This window comes from Ruegeria alba, from assembly GCF_022321465.1.
Taxonomy (GTDB): Bacteria; Pseudomonadota; Alphaproteobacteria; order Rhodobacterales; family Rhodobacteraceae; genus Ruegeria_B; species Ruegeria_B alba.
Map to the genome: position 1 here is coordinate 35944 of NZ_JAKOEM010000002.1, position 16393 is coordinate 52336.

Consider the following 16393-nt stretch of genomic DNA (forward strand, 5'->3'; position numbering starts at 1 on the left):
GTCATAAATCTCATGAACAAATTCGATTTTACCGATCTCGATGGCAAGGTGCTGCGCTGCTTTCTGGTCATCCTCGAGGAAAGCTCGGTCTCGCGCGCGGCCGACCGCCTGGGCGTCACCCAATCGGCGGTCAGCCATACGCTGGCCAAGCTGCGCGCGGTGCTGGGTGATCCGCTGTTCGTACGCTCGGGCCAGGGGTTGACGCCCACCGAACGGGCACTGTCCCTGCGCGAACCGGTGCAGCGGGTGCTCGACGGGATCAAGTCGCTGACCGATGCCCGCCCCTTTGACCCGCTGGGCGAAGCGATGCATTTCGACATCGCCGCCAACGACCTGCAACGCGAGCTGATCTTTCCCGAACTGTTGCACCGCGCCCGTTCCGAAGGAGTACGGCTGAGCCTTGGCTTCGTCCCCTCGGGCGTGCCCGATCCGGCCCTGTTGCGCAGCGACCGCTGCCAGCTGGTGCTGACGCCGCTGCCGCCGGATGGGCCCGATATCTATCAACGGCACCTGTTCACCAGCCCGTTGCAAATCTACTATGACGCCAGTCATCGCAGCCCGCCCGACAGCTGGCAGAGCTATTGTGCCGCCGAACATGTCGAGGTGCGATTCAGCGACGGACGCAGCGCCAATGTGGTGATGCGCGGCGTGGATCAAAGCCAGATACGCCCACCCACGGTGATTTTGCCACATTTCGGCGCCATCCCCGCATTTGTCAAAGGCAGTGACCTGATCTCGACCGATACCACTCTGATGAAACTGGGGCCGCTGGCGGCGCTGGATTGCGCGCCGCTGCCCTTTGCCTGCGATCCGGTGTCGATCTACATGGTCTGGCACGAACGCTCGACCGCGGATCCGGCCCATCGCTGGCTGCGCGCCCGGGTCGAGGCAATCGCCGCCCGGCTGCAACGCGGCGCTCAGTAGCCCACGCGCGCCCGGATCAGGTGCATCAGCGTGGCGCCGGTTTCCACATAGGCCTGTTGCAGGGTGGTCCAGCGCTCGGCATGGCGGTCGATGGCGGGGATCGGCAGGTTGGTCTCGTCCCCGCTCAGCAGCGCCTCGGCCATGGCCTTGCCGAACAGGGTGCCCGGCCCGATGCCGCGCCCGGAATAGCCATGCGCCGCCAGCGCGCCGGGGCCGGGGCGGGTGATCTTGGGGATGTGATCGCCGGTCATCGCGATGCGCCCATGCCAGCCGGTGACCAGCGGTTGCCCTGACAAGGCGGGATAGAGCTGCGCCAGCTTGCGCCGCACCCAGGCCCGGTGGATGCCGCTGGCCGGATGGTCCAGCGCCCCCATGCCGCCGATGATCATCCGCCCCGCCCGGTCCAGCCGGAACGAGGTCATGATCAACCCGGTATCCCAACACCCCTCGCCGCCCGGCAGGATCGCGGCACGGATCTCGGCGGGCAGCGGATCGGTGGCATATTGGAAATAGTGCACCGGCACATGGGCAGGCTTTCGTCGGGCCACCCCCCGGTGATAGGCGTTGGTGGCCTGGATCAGCTTGCCCGCGCGGATGCTGCCACCGGGCGTGCGCACCTGCCAGACCCCGTCATTATGTTCCACCTCCAGCGCCGGACTTTGCCCGTGCAGCTGCGCCCCCGCCGCCTGCGCGGCACGGGCCAGCCCGCAGGCATAGGCCAGCGGCTGGATGGTGCCCGCGCGCGGATCAAATAGCGCGCCGTGAAACGCGGCCGACCCGGTACGGCGCGCGGTCTCTGCGGCCGAGAGCAGTTCGACCGGCGCCCCGCTGGCGGTCAGTTGCACATGACGGCGTTTCAGATCGGCGAGGCCCGAGGGCGCATGCGCGCAATGCAGCGTGCCGCCCCGCACCGGCTCGCAGGCGATACCGTGCCGGTCGATCAGATCGAACACCATTCCCGGCGCCCCGGCCAGCAGCGCGATCAACCGGTCGCCCGCCCCGTTGCCCAGATGGGCGCGGATATCGTCGGGCGGCAGCCACAGGCCCGCATTGGCCAGTCCGACATTGCGGCCCGAGCCGCCATGGCCCGGCATCTCGGCCTCGACCAGCCGTACATCGGCGCCCTGCTCCGCGGCATGAAGCGCCGCCGACAGGCCCGTATAGCCGCCACCGATCACCACCAGATCGGCGGTGACATCCCCCGCCAGCGGCGGCGCGGTGACCTGCTCGGCCGAGGTCAGATGCCAGAGGTTGCGGGTATTGTCCGACATGGCCGGGTCTCGTCTGCAAGAGGGATATCTACGTCTTAGGCGCTCAGGCGGCGGTGACAAGCCCACGTTGATCGTCGCGCCCCATCGCCACCAGCAAGGGCGCCTCGGCTTGGCGCGCCTGAAACGTCGCCTTGTCGCTCATGCCACGCCAATCGGCCAGGACCAGCGACTGCGCCACAGCACCGCCCAGCGTGGCACCGGGGCCGGTGACGATAAACAGGTCGGGGGCAAATTCACGCGCGGCGGTCTGCACGGCGCGGGTGAAATCATAGGGTTCGGTCACCTGATGGCCCAGTGTATAGTCCCACAGCGCCCCGGTATCGGTGGCGCCCGGCCACCAGATCTTGCCGCGCCCGTCGATCATCGGACGGGTGGGCTGGGTGAAGAGGCCCGCGCCCAGCCGTTGCCGCCCCTCGGCGGCAACCGGTGCCTGCAAGCGGGTGTGAAAGGCGGCGTGATTGGCCAGCCGCATCGGGAACCGTTCCTGCGCCACCGGCTGCGCGGCCTCGAAGGCCGACAGCCCGGCCTCGTTGCCGGCCAGCACCAGCATTCCGCCCAGTTCGATGGACAGCGCCAGGTCATGCCCCGGCATCGCGTCGATCCGGACCACATCCGCCAGCAACGCCGCCTTGCGCGCCGGGTCATTCGCCCAATCCTCGCCGGTGAAAGGATAGACCAGCTGCCCGCCGATCAACCGTTCCTGCATCAGTGTGCCCATGGTGTTGACCACCCGGAACCCGTTTTCCGGGCTCAGCGCCCCGGCGGCAGTCAGCGCGATATACCAGCCCATCGAATTGCCGGTGACAGCAACCACCTCGATATCCTCGGCCAGCGCCTGCGCATCACCCAGCGCAGCCGCGTAGATCAGCGGCGAGGCCACATCGCCGCGCGAGTATTTGCCCACCGTATACCGCTCGGCCCCGTCCAGCGTGGTCACTGCATCTTGCCCCGCTTCGGCGCGGATCGCGTCAAAGGCGTGGAACATGTCCATCCGGGCGCCGTGGTGGCGGTGCAGATAGCCCAGTTCCGGTTTGTTATAGGTGCCCCGGCCGGGGCAGATCACGACAGCGGTACGGGTCATTTCGCAACTCCGGTCAGGGACAGCGCGGCGGCCACGATGCCGTCCTTGGACGGCAGCGGGGCGGCATAGGCCGGGCCAGTCGCGATAAAGCAATCCTCGGCCACCACGCGGGCGGTCGCGGGGGCGCGACTTTCTTCGCAGAAGAAAGTCATCAGCGCCTCGGACTGGCTGCCGGTACGGCGGCATTCGTCGACGATCAGCACGTGTTTGCACCCTTGCGTGGCCGCGCGCAGCGCCTCGGCGGGCAGCGGCGCCAGCCAGCGCAGGTCGATGATCCGCGCCTTGATCCCTGCCGCCTCGATCTCGGGCAGCGCCTGCTGCGACAGGTAATGCCCGTTGCCATAGGTGACGATGGCCAGATCGGTGCCATCGCCATGCACCCCGACCTCGCCCAGCGCGATGCGCCGGTCGGGCGAGGGATAGGTGGTCATCCAGCCGCCATCCTGCGCCCCGTGCAGATCGCGCATCGGGTAAAGCGCGATGGGTTCGAGGAACACCACCACCCGCTGCTCCTCACGCGCCAGCCGCACGCATTCGCGCAGCATCTGCGCCGCATCCGCCCCGGTCGAGGGGCAGGCGATGATCACACCGGGAATGTCGCGCAGCACCGCGAGCGAGTTGTCATTGTGGAAATGCCCACCGAACCCCTTTTGATACCCCAGCCCCGCGATGCGCAGCACCATCGGGTTGCTGAATTGCCCGTTCGAAAAGAACGGCAGCGTCGCGGCCTCGCCCCGGATCTGGTCCTCGGCATTATGCAGATAGGCGAGGAACTGGATCTCGGGGATCGGCAGGAACCCGTTATGGCCCATGCCGATGGCCAACCCCAGAATGGACTGCTCGTCCAACAGCGTGTCGATCATCCGGTCGGGGCCGAACCGCTGTTGCAGCTTCTGGGTCACGCCATAGACGCCCCCCTTGCGGCCCACATCCTCGCCCATGCAGACGATTTCGCCATGTTCCAGCATCAGATCGGTCAGCGCCCAGTTGATCAGGCGGCTCATCGGTTGCGGCTCGTCCATGGCGCGCAGGTCGCCACCAAATGTGGCTGCCCGCGCCTCGGCGCTGGGGCCATTGGTGGGTTTGCAGTCCCGTTTGGGGGGAATCAGGCTGGCTGCCACCTCACCCGCACTGCCAAGGTGCGGGCGGGTCGCGGCCTCGGCGGCAATGCGGTCGGTTCGCGCGCAGGTCTGTTCATAGATCGCCAGCGCCTCCTCCGGCGACAGCGCCCCGTCCTCGGCGAGCAGCCGCACGCTGTGCAGCAGCGGGTCCATGGCCTCTTCGGCCTCTACCTCGGCGCGGGTCAAATAGGTGGTCGGCACATCCGCCCCGGCATGACCATAGAGCCGCACGGTTTTCAGATGCAGGAAGGCCGGTTTACGCCGGGTGCGGACATAGTCGGCGGCCTCTTCTGCCACCGCATAGGTCTCGTAGATGTCCAGCCCGTTGGCCTGGAAATAGCGGATACCGGGCCGATGCTCCATCGAGGCCTGAATCCAGCCCCGGGGCGTCTTGGTCGAAATGCCGATCCCGTTATCCTCGCAGACAAAGAGCAGCGGCAGCGGGATCGACTGCACGCTGGTCCAGCCCGCCGTGTTGATCGCGCCCTGCGCCGTGGAATGGTTGGCCGAGGCATCACCAAAGGAACAGATGGCAATCCCGTCCTCGGGCAATTGCCGGTGTTCGGGGGGGTGCCGCCGCGCCGCACCCAGGCTATAGGCCGCGCCCACCGCCTTGGGCAGGTGGCTGGCGATTGTCGAAGTCTGCGGCGGGATCATCAGCGCCCTGGACCCCAGCACCTTGTGCCGCCCGCCCGAAGTCGGGTCCTCCTTTGAACAGGCAAAGCTGAGCAGCATGTCCCAGGCGATCTGCTGGCCCGGGACCTGCTCGGCCCGCGCGATCTGGAACGCCGCATCGCGGTAATGCAAGAACGCGATGTCGGTCGGGCGCAGGGCCTGCGCCACCGCCGCCATCCCCTCATGCCCCGACGACCCGATGGTATAGAACCCCTGCCCCGCTTTCTGCATCGCCCGGCTGGTCCGGTCGAGAGCACGACTGAGCACCTGCGAGCGATAAAGAGACACCGCCTGCTCTCGCGACAGACCCGGGCGCGGCGGCGCGCCCGTGGGCAGGTCGCCCGCAGCAACCCGGCTGAGGAAGTTCTCATGTACGATCTGGGCGCGGTCCATGGCTCGGCCTTCTTTCATGCTTGGGGGCGATGCCCCTTGTTACAACGCGGCGGTGGCGCGGGCGATACGGGCAAGCCCCTCTTCCAGACTCTGCCTCGCATAAGCGAAGGAGAGCCGCAAATGCCCCGGCATGCCAAAGGCCCGCCCCGGCACCAGCGCCACCCCGGCATTGTCCAGCAGATAGTGGCAGAATTCATGATCGACCGGCATCTGCGCCGGTGTCTTCGGAAACACATAGAACGCGCCATCCGGCAGCGCACAATCCAGCCCCGCCGCGTTCAACCCCGCAACCACCAGATCGCGCCGCGACCGCATCTCGGCCCTCCGCTCGGCCAGCAGGTCCTGCGGCCCGGTCAGCGCCGCCAGCGCCGCCGCCTGCGCGATGGAGCAGGCGCCCGAGGTGATCTGCCCCTGTACCGCCACCATCGCCTTGATCAGCGGGGCCGGGCCGATACCCCATCCGATGCGCCAGCCGGTCATCGAATAGGCCTTGGACACCCCGTTCACGATCAGGGTGCGATCGGCCAGTTCTGGCACCGCCCGCACAAAGGGGGTGAAGGGCACATAGGCCAGATGTTGGTAAATCTCGTCCGAGATCACCCAGACATGCGGTTGACGCTCCAGCACCGCACCCAGCGCCTGCAACTCGGCCTGAGAATAGATGGCGCCGGTGGGGTTCGATGGCGTGTTGAGCAACAGCCAGCGGGTGCGGGGGGTGATCGCGGCCTCCAACTGCGCGGGCGTCAGCTTGAACCCCTGATCGCCCGGACAATCCAGCACCACCGGCACGCCGCCCGCCAGCCGCACCATATCGGCATAGCTGGTCCAGAACGGCGCCGTCGTGATCACCTCGTCGCCCGGGTCGAGCGTGGCTAGGAACGCGCCCGCCAGCACCTGTTTGGCCCCGGTCGAAACGATCACATTGGCAGGCTCCACCCCCGCATCAGAGGCAATCGCCGCGCGCAGGGCAGGTGTACCCGCCGTGGCCGGATAGCGGCTCTGCCCCGCCAGCGCCGCCCTGTGCGCGGCCTCGATCACATGGGCTGGCGTCGGGAAATCCGGCTCTCCCGTGCTCAGCGCGACGATATCGGCGCCCCCGGCCCGCAACTGCGCCGCCCGTTCCGAGATCTGCACGATCTCGGACAGCTCGATTCCATCAAGACGCCCTGCGCGCCGAAATCCAGATTCGCCGTAACCGTTCATTGCCTTCCCCACCATCAGGAGTTTCCCGCAATAGATCGCGCTGGATCGCGGCAAAAACCAGTGATATTCCAACCAAAAGGTATGAGGAAAACTCAAGTGATTGCTCCCCGCCGCTTTCTCCCCTCGATCTCCTCCCTGCTGGCGCTTGAGGCAGTCGACCGGCTGGGCAGCGCCTCGGCCGCCGCCGAGGAACTGGCCCTGACCCAAAGCGCGATCAGCCGGCAGCTGAAGACGATGGAAGAACAACTGGGCGTCAAATTGATCCAACGCGACCACGTGCGGCTCCACCTGACGCCTGCGGCACAGGAATATGTGCAGACCGCCCGCACCGCGCTGACCCAGCTGGCGCAAGCCTCGCTCAAGCTCAAGGCCAACCCGACCGGCGGCACGCTCAGCCTGTCGATCCTGCCCGCCTTCGGTATGCACTGGCTGGCGCCGCGATTGCAGGATTTCGCCCGCCGCCACCCGGAAGTGTCGGTCAATCTCAGCACCCGGCTGAAACCCTTCGACTTTGCCAGCGAACCCTTCGATGCCGCCATCCATTTCGGACGGCGCGACTGGAGCGGAGTAGATTATCTCAAGATCATGCGCGAGGAGGTTTTGCCGGTCTGCGCGCCTGACTTGCGGCAATCCACCAACGATCCTGGCTGGCTGCGCACGGCTCCGCTTTTACATCTCGACACCCGCCCGGATGCCTGGGAACGCTGGTTCGCGGTCCATGGCCTTGCGGCGCCGGGGCTGCGCGGCATGCTGTTCGACCAGTTCTCGACCATGATCCCGGCAGTGGCCAACGGGCTGGGCGTGGCGCTCTTGCCAAGCTATCTGGTTGAATATGATCTGGCCCGGGGCCGGTTGGTCACTGCCCATGACGGGCCCGCCATAAGCCTGGGGAGCTATTACCTGGTCTGGCCAAAGGAACGCATGATCGCGCCGCCGCTCGACTCGTTCCGAGTATGGCTGCAAGAGGCATTTACATAAGAACAGGGGCGCTGCCCCTCTTGCCCTGCGGGCAATTCACCCCGGAGTATTTCCGACCAGAAAGAAGCGCAAATCCGGCTCTGGCTTCTTTCTGGTTGCAAATACTCCAGGGAGTTTGAGGGACAGCGTCCCTCAACAAAGGATCGAGCGCGCCGCAGGCGCACGATTTGATTGCGAACGGGTCAGACGTCCATGGAGCGGGCGATCAGTTCCTTCATCACCTCGTTGGTGCCGCCATAGATCATCTGCACCCGCGCATCGGCATAGAGCCGCGCGATCGGGTATTCCATCATGAAGCCATAGCCGCCGAAAAGTTGCAGGCATTCATGCATGATCTCGTTCTGCACCTCGGACCCGTAATATTTCACCATCGAGGCCGTGGTGGCGTCGAGCTGCCCGGCCTCCAGCCGCGCGATGCAGTCGTTGACAAAGCTGCGCAGCACCTCGGCCTTGGTCTTGCATTCGGCCAGCTTGAACCGGGTATTCTGGAAATCCATCACCCGCTGGCCGAATGCCTTGCGCTCCTGAACATATTTCACCGTCTCGGAGAGGGCAAAATCGATGGCGCCGAGCGCCATGATGCCGATGGTCAGACGTTCCCAGGGCAGCTGTTTCATCAGCTGGTAGAACCCATGCCCTTCTTCCGGTCCGATCAGGTTGGTCATCGGCACCTTGACGTCTTCGAAGAACAGTTCGGCGGTGTCGTTGGCCTTCATCCCCAGTTTCTTGAGGTTGCGGCCCCGGCGAAAGCCTTCGGCGCCTTCGGTTTCGAGCGCGATCAGCGACACGCCCTTGGACCCCAACGTCTTGTCGGTCTTGGCCACCACGATGATCAGATCGGCGGTCTGGCCGTTGGTAATGAATATCTTGGAGCCGTTGATCCGATAGGAATTGCCGTCTTTCTCGGCGGTGGTGCGCACCGCCTGCAGGTCCGAGCCGGTGCCCGGTTCGGTCATCGCGATGGCGCCCACCATCTCGCCCGAGGCGAGTTTCGGCAACCATTTGGCCTTTTGTTCCTCGCTGCCATAGGCGGTGATGTAGTGCGTGACGATCGACTGGATGCCATAGCCCCAGCCCGCATCCCCGCGCGAGGTTTGTTCATAGATGGTGACCGCGTCGAACCCCATGCCGCCGCCGACGCCGCCGAACTCCTCTGGGATGGCGCCCGCCATCAGCCCGGTCTCACCCGCCTTGCGCCAGAAATCGCGGTCAACCACACCATTGTCGACCCAGGTTTCGATGTTGGGAACCAGTTCGTCATCAAGGAACCGGCCCGCCGCTTCGGCGAACATGCGATGTTCGTCGGTGACCCAGGCGGCGGTGCTGCTGAAAAGGGACATGACATTCTCCAATTTGCGTTTGTGCCCAAGCTACGCGCGCACCCGATTCCCGCCAATCCGGGTGACGCGGCGTTTCGGCGGCGCTACGCTACGTCCTTTTCCACTCAGCCCGCGACGCGGTGGCGCGCGCCCTTGGCGGGCGGGGTTTCCGGCCCGCCCGCGAAACATTGCGCGATGGCCATCCACTCGGTGGCAACCGGGCCTTCGACCACCAGCGAGGTGTCGGCGATGTTGCGGGTCTGGGCCACCACCTGGGCAAACTCGACCGCCGGGCCGGCGATCCGGTTCGCGCCCGGTTCGCCGAAGTCCCACAGCGCGCCCGAGGGGGCGGTCAGCTCCAGCCGGGGCATCATCTCGGGCTGCGGGCGGCCATGTACCTTGAATGACCAGCCAAAGGTGTTCACCCCCAGCACCACGATATTCCTGATCCTGTCGGTCTCGGTCCGGGTGACGCCAAGACAGTCGAACACTTCCTGCCCATGGGCCCAGGTTTCCATCTGCCGCGCGGTGATGGACGAGCGCGCCGACATTTCGGGACCGACCCATTGCAGCCGCTGCTTGGGGTCAAGCGTCGCCCAGCGTTCCGCCATATCCGTGTATTGCGCGGCCCAGGCGGCGCGCAGATCGGCGCCGCGTTCGGTGACCATCGCGTTTTCTGTGGCGCGAAAGCCGTCGCGCCCGATACCCGCCAGGGTCTCGGCGGCGCGGGCCTGAAAGGCGGCCGGATCGGTCAGCGACAGATCCGCCATCCGGTTCCAGAAATGCAGGTGCACCAGCACGTCGTTCAGGGTCCAGCCCTTGAACTGGGTAGGGCGGTCCCAATCGGCGCCGCGCATCCCGTCCAGCACCGCGTCCAGCGCCTGGCATTCGGCCAGAAAATCGCCTGCCTGTTCCATCCTTATCCCTCCAGTGTCGCCATCAGCCGCTCGGTCGCGGCGAGGTAGTCGCGTTTGAATTCCTGCACCACTTCGGCGGCGGATGTGGTCTGGGTCATCAGCCCGACCCCCTGCCCGACCCAATAGGTGGCCAGGTCGGCAGCACCCGCATGGCCGCGCTGGGCCAGCGCCTCGATCCGGGCCAGCGCCGGTTCGGCCACCAGCGATTGCAGCGGCATCGGCAGCGGCGCGGGGCCTTCGGCTTCCCACGCATCGGTCCAGGCCGATTTCAGCTGGCGCGAGGTCTTGCCCGTGCGCGAGCGCGAGCGCACCGTATCCGATGACGAGGCCGCCAGCATCTTGTCCTTGACCACCTGGCTTGGCTCGCCCTCGGCGGTGGTCAGCCAGACCGAGCCGCACCAGGCCCCTGCCGCGCCCATGGCCATCGCCGCCGCCATCTGTCGGCCGGTCACGATGCCACCCGCCGCCAGAACCGGGGTTGCGCCCGCGACCGAGACGACCTCGGGCACCAGCACCATGGTCGAGACCTCGCCGCAATGGCCGCCCGCCTCGCCCCCGGCAGCGACCAGAATGTCGACCCCGGCGGCGACCTGCCGCTGGGCGTGCTGTTTCGACCCCACCAGCGCCGCCACCGGCACCCCCGCCGCACGGGCGCGGTCCAGCATGATCTGCGGCGGCGTGCCCAGCGCGTTTGCAATCAGCCGAATGGGAAAGGAAAAAGCAACATCCAGCATCGTCTCAGCCCCCGCACTATCGAGGTTGCGCGAGATATGCAGCAGCGCGCGGCGGCGCTCGTCCAGATCGTCGGCGCCCACGCCTGCCCGCTCCAGCACCTGTTCGGCAAAGGCCAGATGCTCGGCGGGCAGCCCAGCCAGCAACTGATCGTCGTCCGGCCCGCTGCCCCCCTGCCGCTGGATCGAGGTCGGCACGATCAGGTCCACACCATAGGGTTTGCCGCCGCAATGGGCGTCGATCCATTCCAGCTCGGTCCTGAGCTGTTCGGGCGTATAGAGCACGGCGCCGAACACGCCCATGCCGCCCGCCCGGCTGACGGCGGCCACCACGTCGCGGCAATGGCTGAAGGCAAAGAGCGGAAACTCGATCCCCAGTTTGCGGCACAGGTCGGAATTCATGCGCTCTCTTCCTCTTCGATCTCGAACATCACATCGCCCGCCGCCAGTTGCGCGCCGGGTGCCACATGTTGCCGGGTCACCCGGCCCGCGACCGGGGCGGTGATCTGGTGCTGCATCTTCATCGCCTCAAGCACCGCAAGCGTCTGACCCTTGGCAACCTCGCCCCCCTCGGCCACCGACACCGACTGCACCAGACCGGGCATCGGCGCGGTGACGCGGCCACCGCCCAGCGCCTCGGCATCGGGGGCGCCGGGACACTGGCGGCGCAGGGTCAGTCGCTGTGCGCCAGATGCCATGTACACCGTATCGCCCGCCACATGCGCCAGCAGGTCATGGGTCTCGCCACCCAGCCGCGCCCGCAGACCGTCGCCCCGCTGGTCCAGCTCGATTTCGAACTGCGCGTCCGCAACGCCGATCCGCCAGCCGCCCGGAACGGCGCCCGCGGTGCAGTCAAAGCCCTGCCCGCCGGTCTCGACCCGCAGGCTGCGCGGCAGAACCGGGGCGCTGGTCCAACCCAGAAGCTCGGGCGGGATCGGACCAGCAGCCGCCAGCGCCGTATCGCGGTCATGCTGCATCAGCACCGCCACCATCAGGGCCACGTCGCGCGGCTCGGGCGCGTCTGCGCCGTAGCCCTCGGGATAACTGCGCTCCAAGAGACCGGTGGTGGCGCGGCCCTCGGCGAATTCGGGCAGTGCCAGCAGGTCGGCCAGAAAGGCGCTGTTGGTCGCGGTGCCCAGCAGCACCGTATCGGCCACCGCGCGCGCAAGACGAGCCAGCGCCACCGCGCGGCTAGGGCCATGGGCGATGATCTTGGCCAGCATCGGGTCGTAATGGGGCGCGATCTGCTGCCCCTGCGCGATGCCCGCATCGACACGCAGACCCGCCCCGTCAGCCGGGCGCCAGCGCAGGACAGGACCGATGGCGGGCAAGAAGCCCGCCGCCGGATCCTCGGCATAAAGCCGGACCTCGATCGCGTGGCCGTCGATGCGCAGATCGTCCTGCGTCAGCGGCAGCGGATCGCCCTGCGCCACCTGCAATTGCAGCGCCACCAGATCGAGGCCGGTGACCATCTCGGTCACCGGATGTTCAACCTGGAGCCGGGTGTTCATTTCGAGGAAATAGAAGTTGCCCGACGCGTCCAGCAGGAACTCGACCGTACCAGCGCCGCGATAATCCACCACGCGGGCGGCGGCCACAGCAGCGGCGCCCATCGCCTCGCGCAGATCGGGTGTCATCACCGGGCAGGGCGCCTCTTCGATCACCTTCTGGTGGCGGCGCTGGACCGAGCAGTCCCGCTCGCCCAGATGGATCACCGCACCATGGGCATCGCCAAAGACCTGAAACTCCACATGACGCGGTTCGACGATGGCGCGTTCCAGGATCAACTCGTCCGATCCGAAGGCGCCCAATGCCTCGGCCCGCGCGCGGGCCAGCGCCTCGGTCAGGGTGTCGGAACTCTGCACCAGCCGCATGCCGCGCCCGCCGCCGCCAGCCGCGGCCTTGACCATCAGCGGATAGCCGATCTGTTCGGCCTCGCGCGCCAGCGCGGCATCGGATTGATCGGCCCCCTGATAGCCCGGCACGCAAGGAACCCCGGCGGCCAGCATCAACCGCTTGGCCTCGGCCTTGTTGCCCATCGCCTCGATCGCCGCCGCGTCCGGCCCGACAAAGACCAGCCCCGCCGCCGCCACGGCGCGGGCAAACCCGGCGTTTTCGGACAGGAAACCATAGCCGGGATGGATGGCCCCGGCGCCGCTTTGCCGGGCGGCATCAAGGATGCGCTCGGCATTCAGATAGCTGTCGCGCACCGGCCCCTCGCCGATCCAGACCGCGTGATCGGCCAGCGCCACATGCGGCGCCCCGGCATCGGCGCTGGTGTAGACGGCCACGGTGCGCAGCCCCATCTCGCGGGCGGTGCGGATGATCCGCGCCGCGATTTCGCCCCGGTTGGCAATCAGCAGAGTGTCAAATCGCATCGTCAGAACCTCGCCACCCCGTATGAGCCGGGCTTGACCCGGCGTGCCCGCGCCTCGCGACAGGTGTGCAGGCAGAAGCCCAGCACCCGCCGGGTGTCGCGCGGGTCGATCACCCCGTGATCCAGACAGCGCCCCGAGGTATAGAACGCATCCGACTGGCGGTCGAAATGCGCCGCGATCATCGCCGATTGCTTGGCCAGCCGCGCCTCGTCGAGTTCCTGCCCCTTGCGGGCGGCTCCGGCGCGGGCGACCATGGCCATGGTCCCCGCCGCCTGCTCGCCCCCCATCACGCCTGTGGTGGCGTTGGGCCAGGCAAACAGGAAATCGGGCTCATAGGCATAACCGGACATGCCGTAATTGCCCGCCCCAAAGCTGGCGCCGACATAGAGCGTGATGCGCGGCACATCGACCGAGGTGACCGCCTGGATCATCTTGGCGCCATGCTTGATCATTCCCGCCTGTTCATAGGCCGTGCCGACCATGTAACCGGTCGTGTTGTTGAGAAAGATCAACGGCGTGTCGGATTGCCCGCAGAGCTGGATGAACTGCGCCGCCTTGGTTGCGCCATCGGGGTCGATCGGGCCGTTATTGCCGATGATGCCCACCGCGATCCCGTGGATCGCCGCCTGCAGGCAGACGGTGGAGACACCATAGCGCGGCTTGAAGTCCTGAAAGACCCCGCCATCCACCACCCGCGCCGCCAGTTCGCGCATGTCATAGGGCACCCGGTAATCGACCGGGACCAGCCCGGCCAGGTCCTCGGGGTCGAGCGGCGGGGCGACCGCAGCGGGTGCGGGCCGTGCGGGCAGCGACTTGTTCCAGTCGAGCGCGGCAACCACCTGACGGGCGATCTCGATCCCGTGGGCGTCATCCTCGGCCAGGTATTCCACCAGACCGCTGGTCTGGGCATGCATCTCGGACCCGCCCAGATCGCGGTCATTGGCACGCTCGCCGGTGGCGGCATGCACCAGCGCCGCCCCCGCCAGCGCCGCCATCCCGTTCTTGCGCACGCCCACCACATAATCGGCCAGACCGGGCATATAGGCGCCCCCTGCGGTCGAGGGGCCATGCAACACCGCGATATTGGGAATGCCCGCCGCCGACAGCCGGGCAAGGTTGCGAAACAGCTTGCCGCCATGGGCCCACAGCTCGACCCGGTATTCCATCAGGTTGGCGCCCGCGCTTTCGACCAGATGCAGGAAGGGCAGCCGCTGTTTCAGCGCCACCTCCTGCGCGCTGAGAAAGGCGGCGGCCGTCATCTCGGTCATGGCACCGGCCTTGATGCCGCTGTCATCGACCACCACCATGCAGCGCACGCCCGAGACAAAGCCGATACCGATGATGACCGAGGCCCCGGGAACCGAGGTTTCGGGATCGGCGCTGTCGACCATGTATCCCGCGAGGCTGTGCAGTTGCACGAAAGGCAGACCCGGGTCCAGCAGCCGCGCCAGACGGTCGCGCGGGGTGATCTGGCCGCGCGCCTCCATCCGGGCGCGCCGCTCTTCGCTGAGCGCCATGGGCCGCGCCTCGAGCGCACGGAGCCGATCCACCAGCGCCAGCATATCGGCGCGGTTGCGGCGATAGCTGTCGCTGTCCTTGTCGAGCTGGCTGATAAAACGCATGGTCCCTCTGCCTTAGTTCTTTGCGATCAACCCGACCGGAACAGGTACCGGCAGGGACAGAAGCTCTTGGGCAAAAGCCTTGCCCTGGGCATCGTTTCTGAGGCTGGCCACTCCGCCACCGCCCAGCGCCCCTGTCAGCACGATATTCATGGCATGACAGCCCGGCAGATAGAAACGCTGGATTTGGGCGGGAGATTTTTCGTCGAAAAATCTCATCACCGCCTCGGTCGACAGGGCCGCCCAGATATAGGGCATGTATTCGGGACGGCGGGCCAGCACGCCGATATTGGCGCTGTCGCCCTTGTCGCCGGAGCGGGCCCAGGCCAGCGCTTCAAGTGGCCGCGCCTCCAGCTCAAATTCCATATCCGGCGGCGGCGGACAGGGGGCTGGTGTCGCCTCAACCTCGCGCAGCGGCTGTTCGGGTGGATCGAAGGACAGTTCTCCCCCGTCCAGCACGACGCGGCATCGCACCGCCTCAGCCGGGATCAGGCAGGAGAACAGCGCCACCACCGGCGAGGGCCGGGGTCGCCCGGCACCGGTAAAGAAATGCAGGCCTGGAGGTGTCGCCAGCGCCGCGCCCACAAGTTCCTTGAGAAACAGACCCACCGCGCGTGCATCGTCATGGCGTACCGCCGCCTTGAACGCGATCTCTTCGGGCGCATCCGGGGTCGGGCGCCCGCCAAAGGCCTCGAACGAGACCTCGCGATAGTCTGGCGCGCCCAGCGCCGCCAGCCGCGCCCGCGCCCGGTCAAGCCCGGCCTGGGCAAAGGCCTGCGCCTTGGCCCGCGCGTCGCGCCCGGTCATCTGGAACACCATGCCGCCGCGATAGCCATCGGCCCAGGTGACCGAGACCTTGAGCCGCCCGGTCGGCGCCCGCCCGCGCGCACCGCTGACCCGCACCCGGTCCGGCCCCGCCTGTTCCAACGTCACGCCCGAGAAATCGCAGACCACATCGGGCAGCAGATAGGCGCGCGGATCGCCGATCTCGTACAGCATCTGTTCGCCCACCGTAGCCGGGGTCACCAGCCCGCTGCTGCCCTCGGGCTTGGTCAGGACAAAACCGCCATCGGCGGCGACCTCGGCGATGGGATAGCCGATCCGCGCCAGATCGCCCGCCGCCTCCCAATCGGTGAAATTGCCCCCGGTCGCCTGCGGACCACATTCCAGCAGATGCCCGGCCAGCGACCCCGCCGCCAGCCGGTCATGATCTGACAGGTCCCAGCCAAAGCGGTGCACACAGGCCGCCAGTGTCAGGGCGCTGTCGGCACAGCGCCCGGTCAGCACGATATCCGCCCCCGCCCGCAACGCCGCCACAACCGGCGCCGCGCCCAGATAGGCGTTCATCGAGGCGATCCGCTCGGGCGGTGGCATGGCAGCGCCGGTGAACATCTCGGTGCATGCGGCAAACTCCGAGGCGCGCGCCAGCAGATCGTCGCCGGTCACCACCGCCACCCGCAGGGACAACCCCGCCGCCGCGATCCGCTCTCTCAGCGCCTCTGCGCAGGCCTCGGGGTTCACCCCGCCGGCATTCGACAGCACCCGCACCCCTTGCCTGGCAATGGCCTTCAGGTTCGGTCCCATCGCCTCGGTCACGAAATCGGTGGCATAGCCCTGATCCGGATCCTTCAGCCGCGCGCGCGCCATGATCGACATGGTGATCTCGGCCAGGTAGTCATAAACCAGCACATCGACCCCGGCCGCGAGAAGCTGTGCCGTCGCATGCGGCGCCTCACCCCAGAAACCGCAGGCCCCGCCGATCCTCAACGCTGCTGTCACGCGA

Annotated in this window: 12 protein-coding genes; 2 read left to right on the forward strand and 10 right to left on the reverse strand. The window is 67.2% G+C overall.

Annotated elements, in window-relative coordinates; genetic code table 11:
- Window positions 1-12 precede the first annotated feature (12 nt).
- On the forward strand, window positions 13-924 hold the full coding sequence (locus MB818_RS03890; protein ID WP_234142820.1) for a LysR family transcriptional regulator: 912 nt from the start codon (window positions 13-15) through the stop codon (window positions 922-924).
- Here MB818_RS03890 and MB818_RS03895 read toward each other — a convergent pair.
- Genes MB818_RS03895 through MB818_RS03910 form a run of 4 tightly spaced genes read right to left on the reverse strand, consistent with a single transcriptional unit; the run spans window position 918 to window position 6683 of the window.
- Window positions 918-2195 carry an NAD(P)/FAD-dependent oxidoreductase gene (locus MB818_RS03895; protein WP_238904049.1) on the reverse strand — a complete coding sequence of 426 codons (1278 nt, stop codon included), beginning with the start codon at window positions 2193-2195 and terminating at the stop codon, window positions 918-920. The two genes, MB818_RS03890 and MB818_RS03895, sit on opposite strands and share 7 nt — an antisense overlap.
- 43 nt (window positions 2196-2238) lie before the next feature.
- Window positions 2239-3276, reverse strand: coding sequence for an ACP S-malonyltransferase (locus MB818_RS03900; RefSeq protein ID WP_238904051.1), 1038 nt, complete (start codon window positions 3274-3276; stop codon window positions 2239-2241).
- Complete coding sequence (locus tag MB818_RS03905) at window positions 3273-5465, reverse strand: dehydrogenase E1 component subunit alpha/beta (RefSeq protein WP_234137549.1); 2193 nt, start codon at window positions 5463-5465, stop codon at window positions 3273-3275. Before MB818_RS03905 ends, MB818_RS03900 begins: the two co-directional genes overlap by 4 nt.
- Window positions 5466-5504: 39 nt before the next feature.
- Complete coding sequence (locus tag MB818_RS03910) at window positions 5505-6683, reverse strand: pyridoxal phosphate-dependent aminotransferase (RefSeq protein WP_439653271.1); 1179 nt, start codon at window positions 6681-6683, stop codon at window positions 5505-5507.
- Window positions 6684-6764: 81 nt separating this feature from the next.
- On the opposite strand from MB818_RS03910, the gene MB818_RS03915 reads away from it, so the two are divergent.
- The gene (locus MB818_RS03915; RefSeq protein WP_238904053.1) at window positions 6765-7646 is read left to right on the forward strand and encodes a LysR substrate-binding domain-containing protein; all 882 of its coding nucleotides are present in this window, start codon (window positions 6765-6767) and stop codon (window positions 7644-7646) included.
- Window positions 7647-7828: 182 nt separating this feature from the next.
- On the opposite strand, the gene MB818_RS03920 is transcribed toward MB818_RS03915, so the two are convergent.
- The 6 genes from MB818_RS03920 to MB818_RS03945 all read right to left on the reverse strand — a co-directional run bounded on the left by MB818_RS03920 (window position 7829) and on the right by MB818_RS03945 (window position 16389).
- Window positions 7829-8986: an acyl-CoA dehydrogenase family protein gene (locus tag MB818_RS03920; RefSeq protein WP_234137423.1), complete on the reverse strand. Its 1158-nt coding sequence runs from the start codon at window positions 8984-8986 to the stop codon at window positions 7829-7831.
- A gap of 104 nt (window positions 8987-9090) precedes the next feature.
- Window positions 9091-9882, reverse strand: coding sequence for a TIGR03084 family metal-binding protein (locus MB818_RS03925; RefSeq protein ID WP_238904055.1), 792 nt, complete (start codon window positions 9880-9882; stop codon window positions 9091-9093).
- Between the two features lie 2 nt (window positions 9883-9884).
- The gene (locus tag MB818_RS03930; RefSeq protein WP_238904057.1) at window positions 9885-11015 is read right to left on the reverse strand and encodes an NAD(P)H-dependent flavin oxidoreductase; all 1131 of its coding nucleotides are present in this window, start codon (window positions 11013-11015) and stop codon (window positions 9885-9887) included.
- Complete coding sequence (locus tag MB818_RS03935) at window positions 11012-12991, reverse strand: acetyl/propionyl/methylcrotonyl-CoA carboxylase subunit alpha (RefSeq protein ID WP_238904060.1); 1980 nt, start codon at window positions 12989-12991, stop codon at window positions 11012-11014. The genes MB818_RS03930 and MB818_RS03935 overlap by 4 nt, the downstream gene beginning before the upstream one ends.
- Before the next feature lie 2 nt (window positions 12992-12993).
- Window positions 12994-14613, reverse strand: a complete 1620-nt coding sequence (locus tag MB818_RS03940; protein WP_238904062.1) for an acyl-CoA carboxylase subunit beta — start codon at window positions 14611-14613, stop codon at window positions 12994-12996.
- A 12-nt stretch (window positions 14614-14625) separates the two neighbouring features.
- Window positions 14626-16389 (reverse strand): acyclic terpene utilization AtuA family protein, encoded by a 1764-nt coding sequence (locus MB818_RS03945; protein WP_238904063.1) that lies wholly within the window; start codon window positions 16387-16389, stop codon window positions 14626-14628.
- Window positions 16390-16393: the final 4 nt, after the last annotated feature.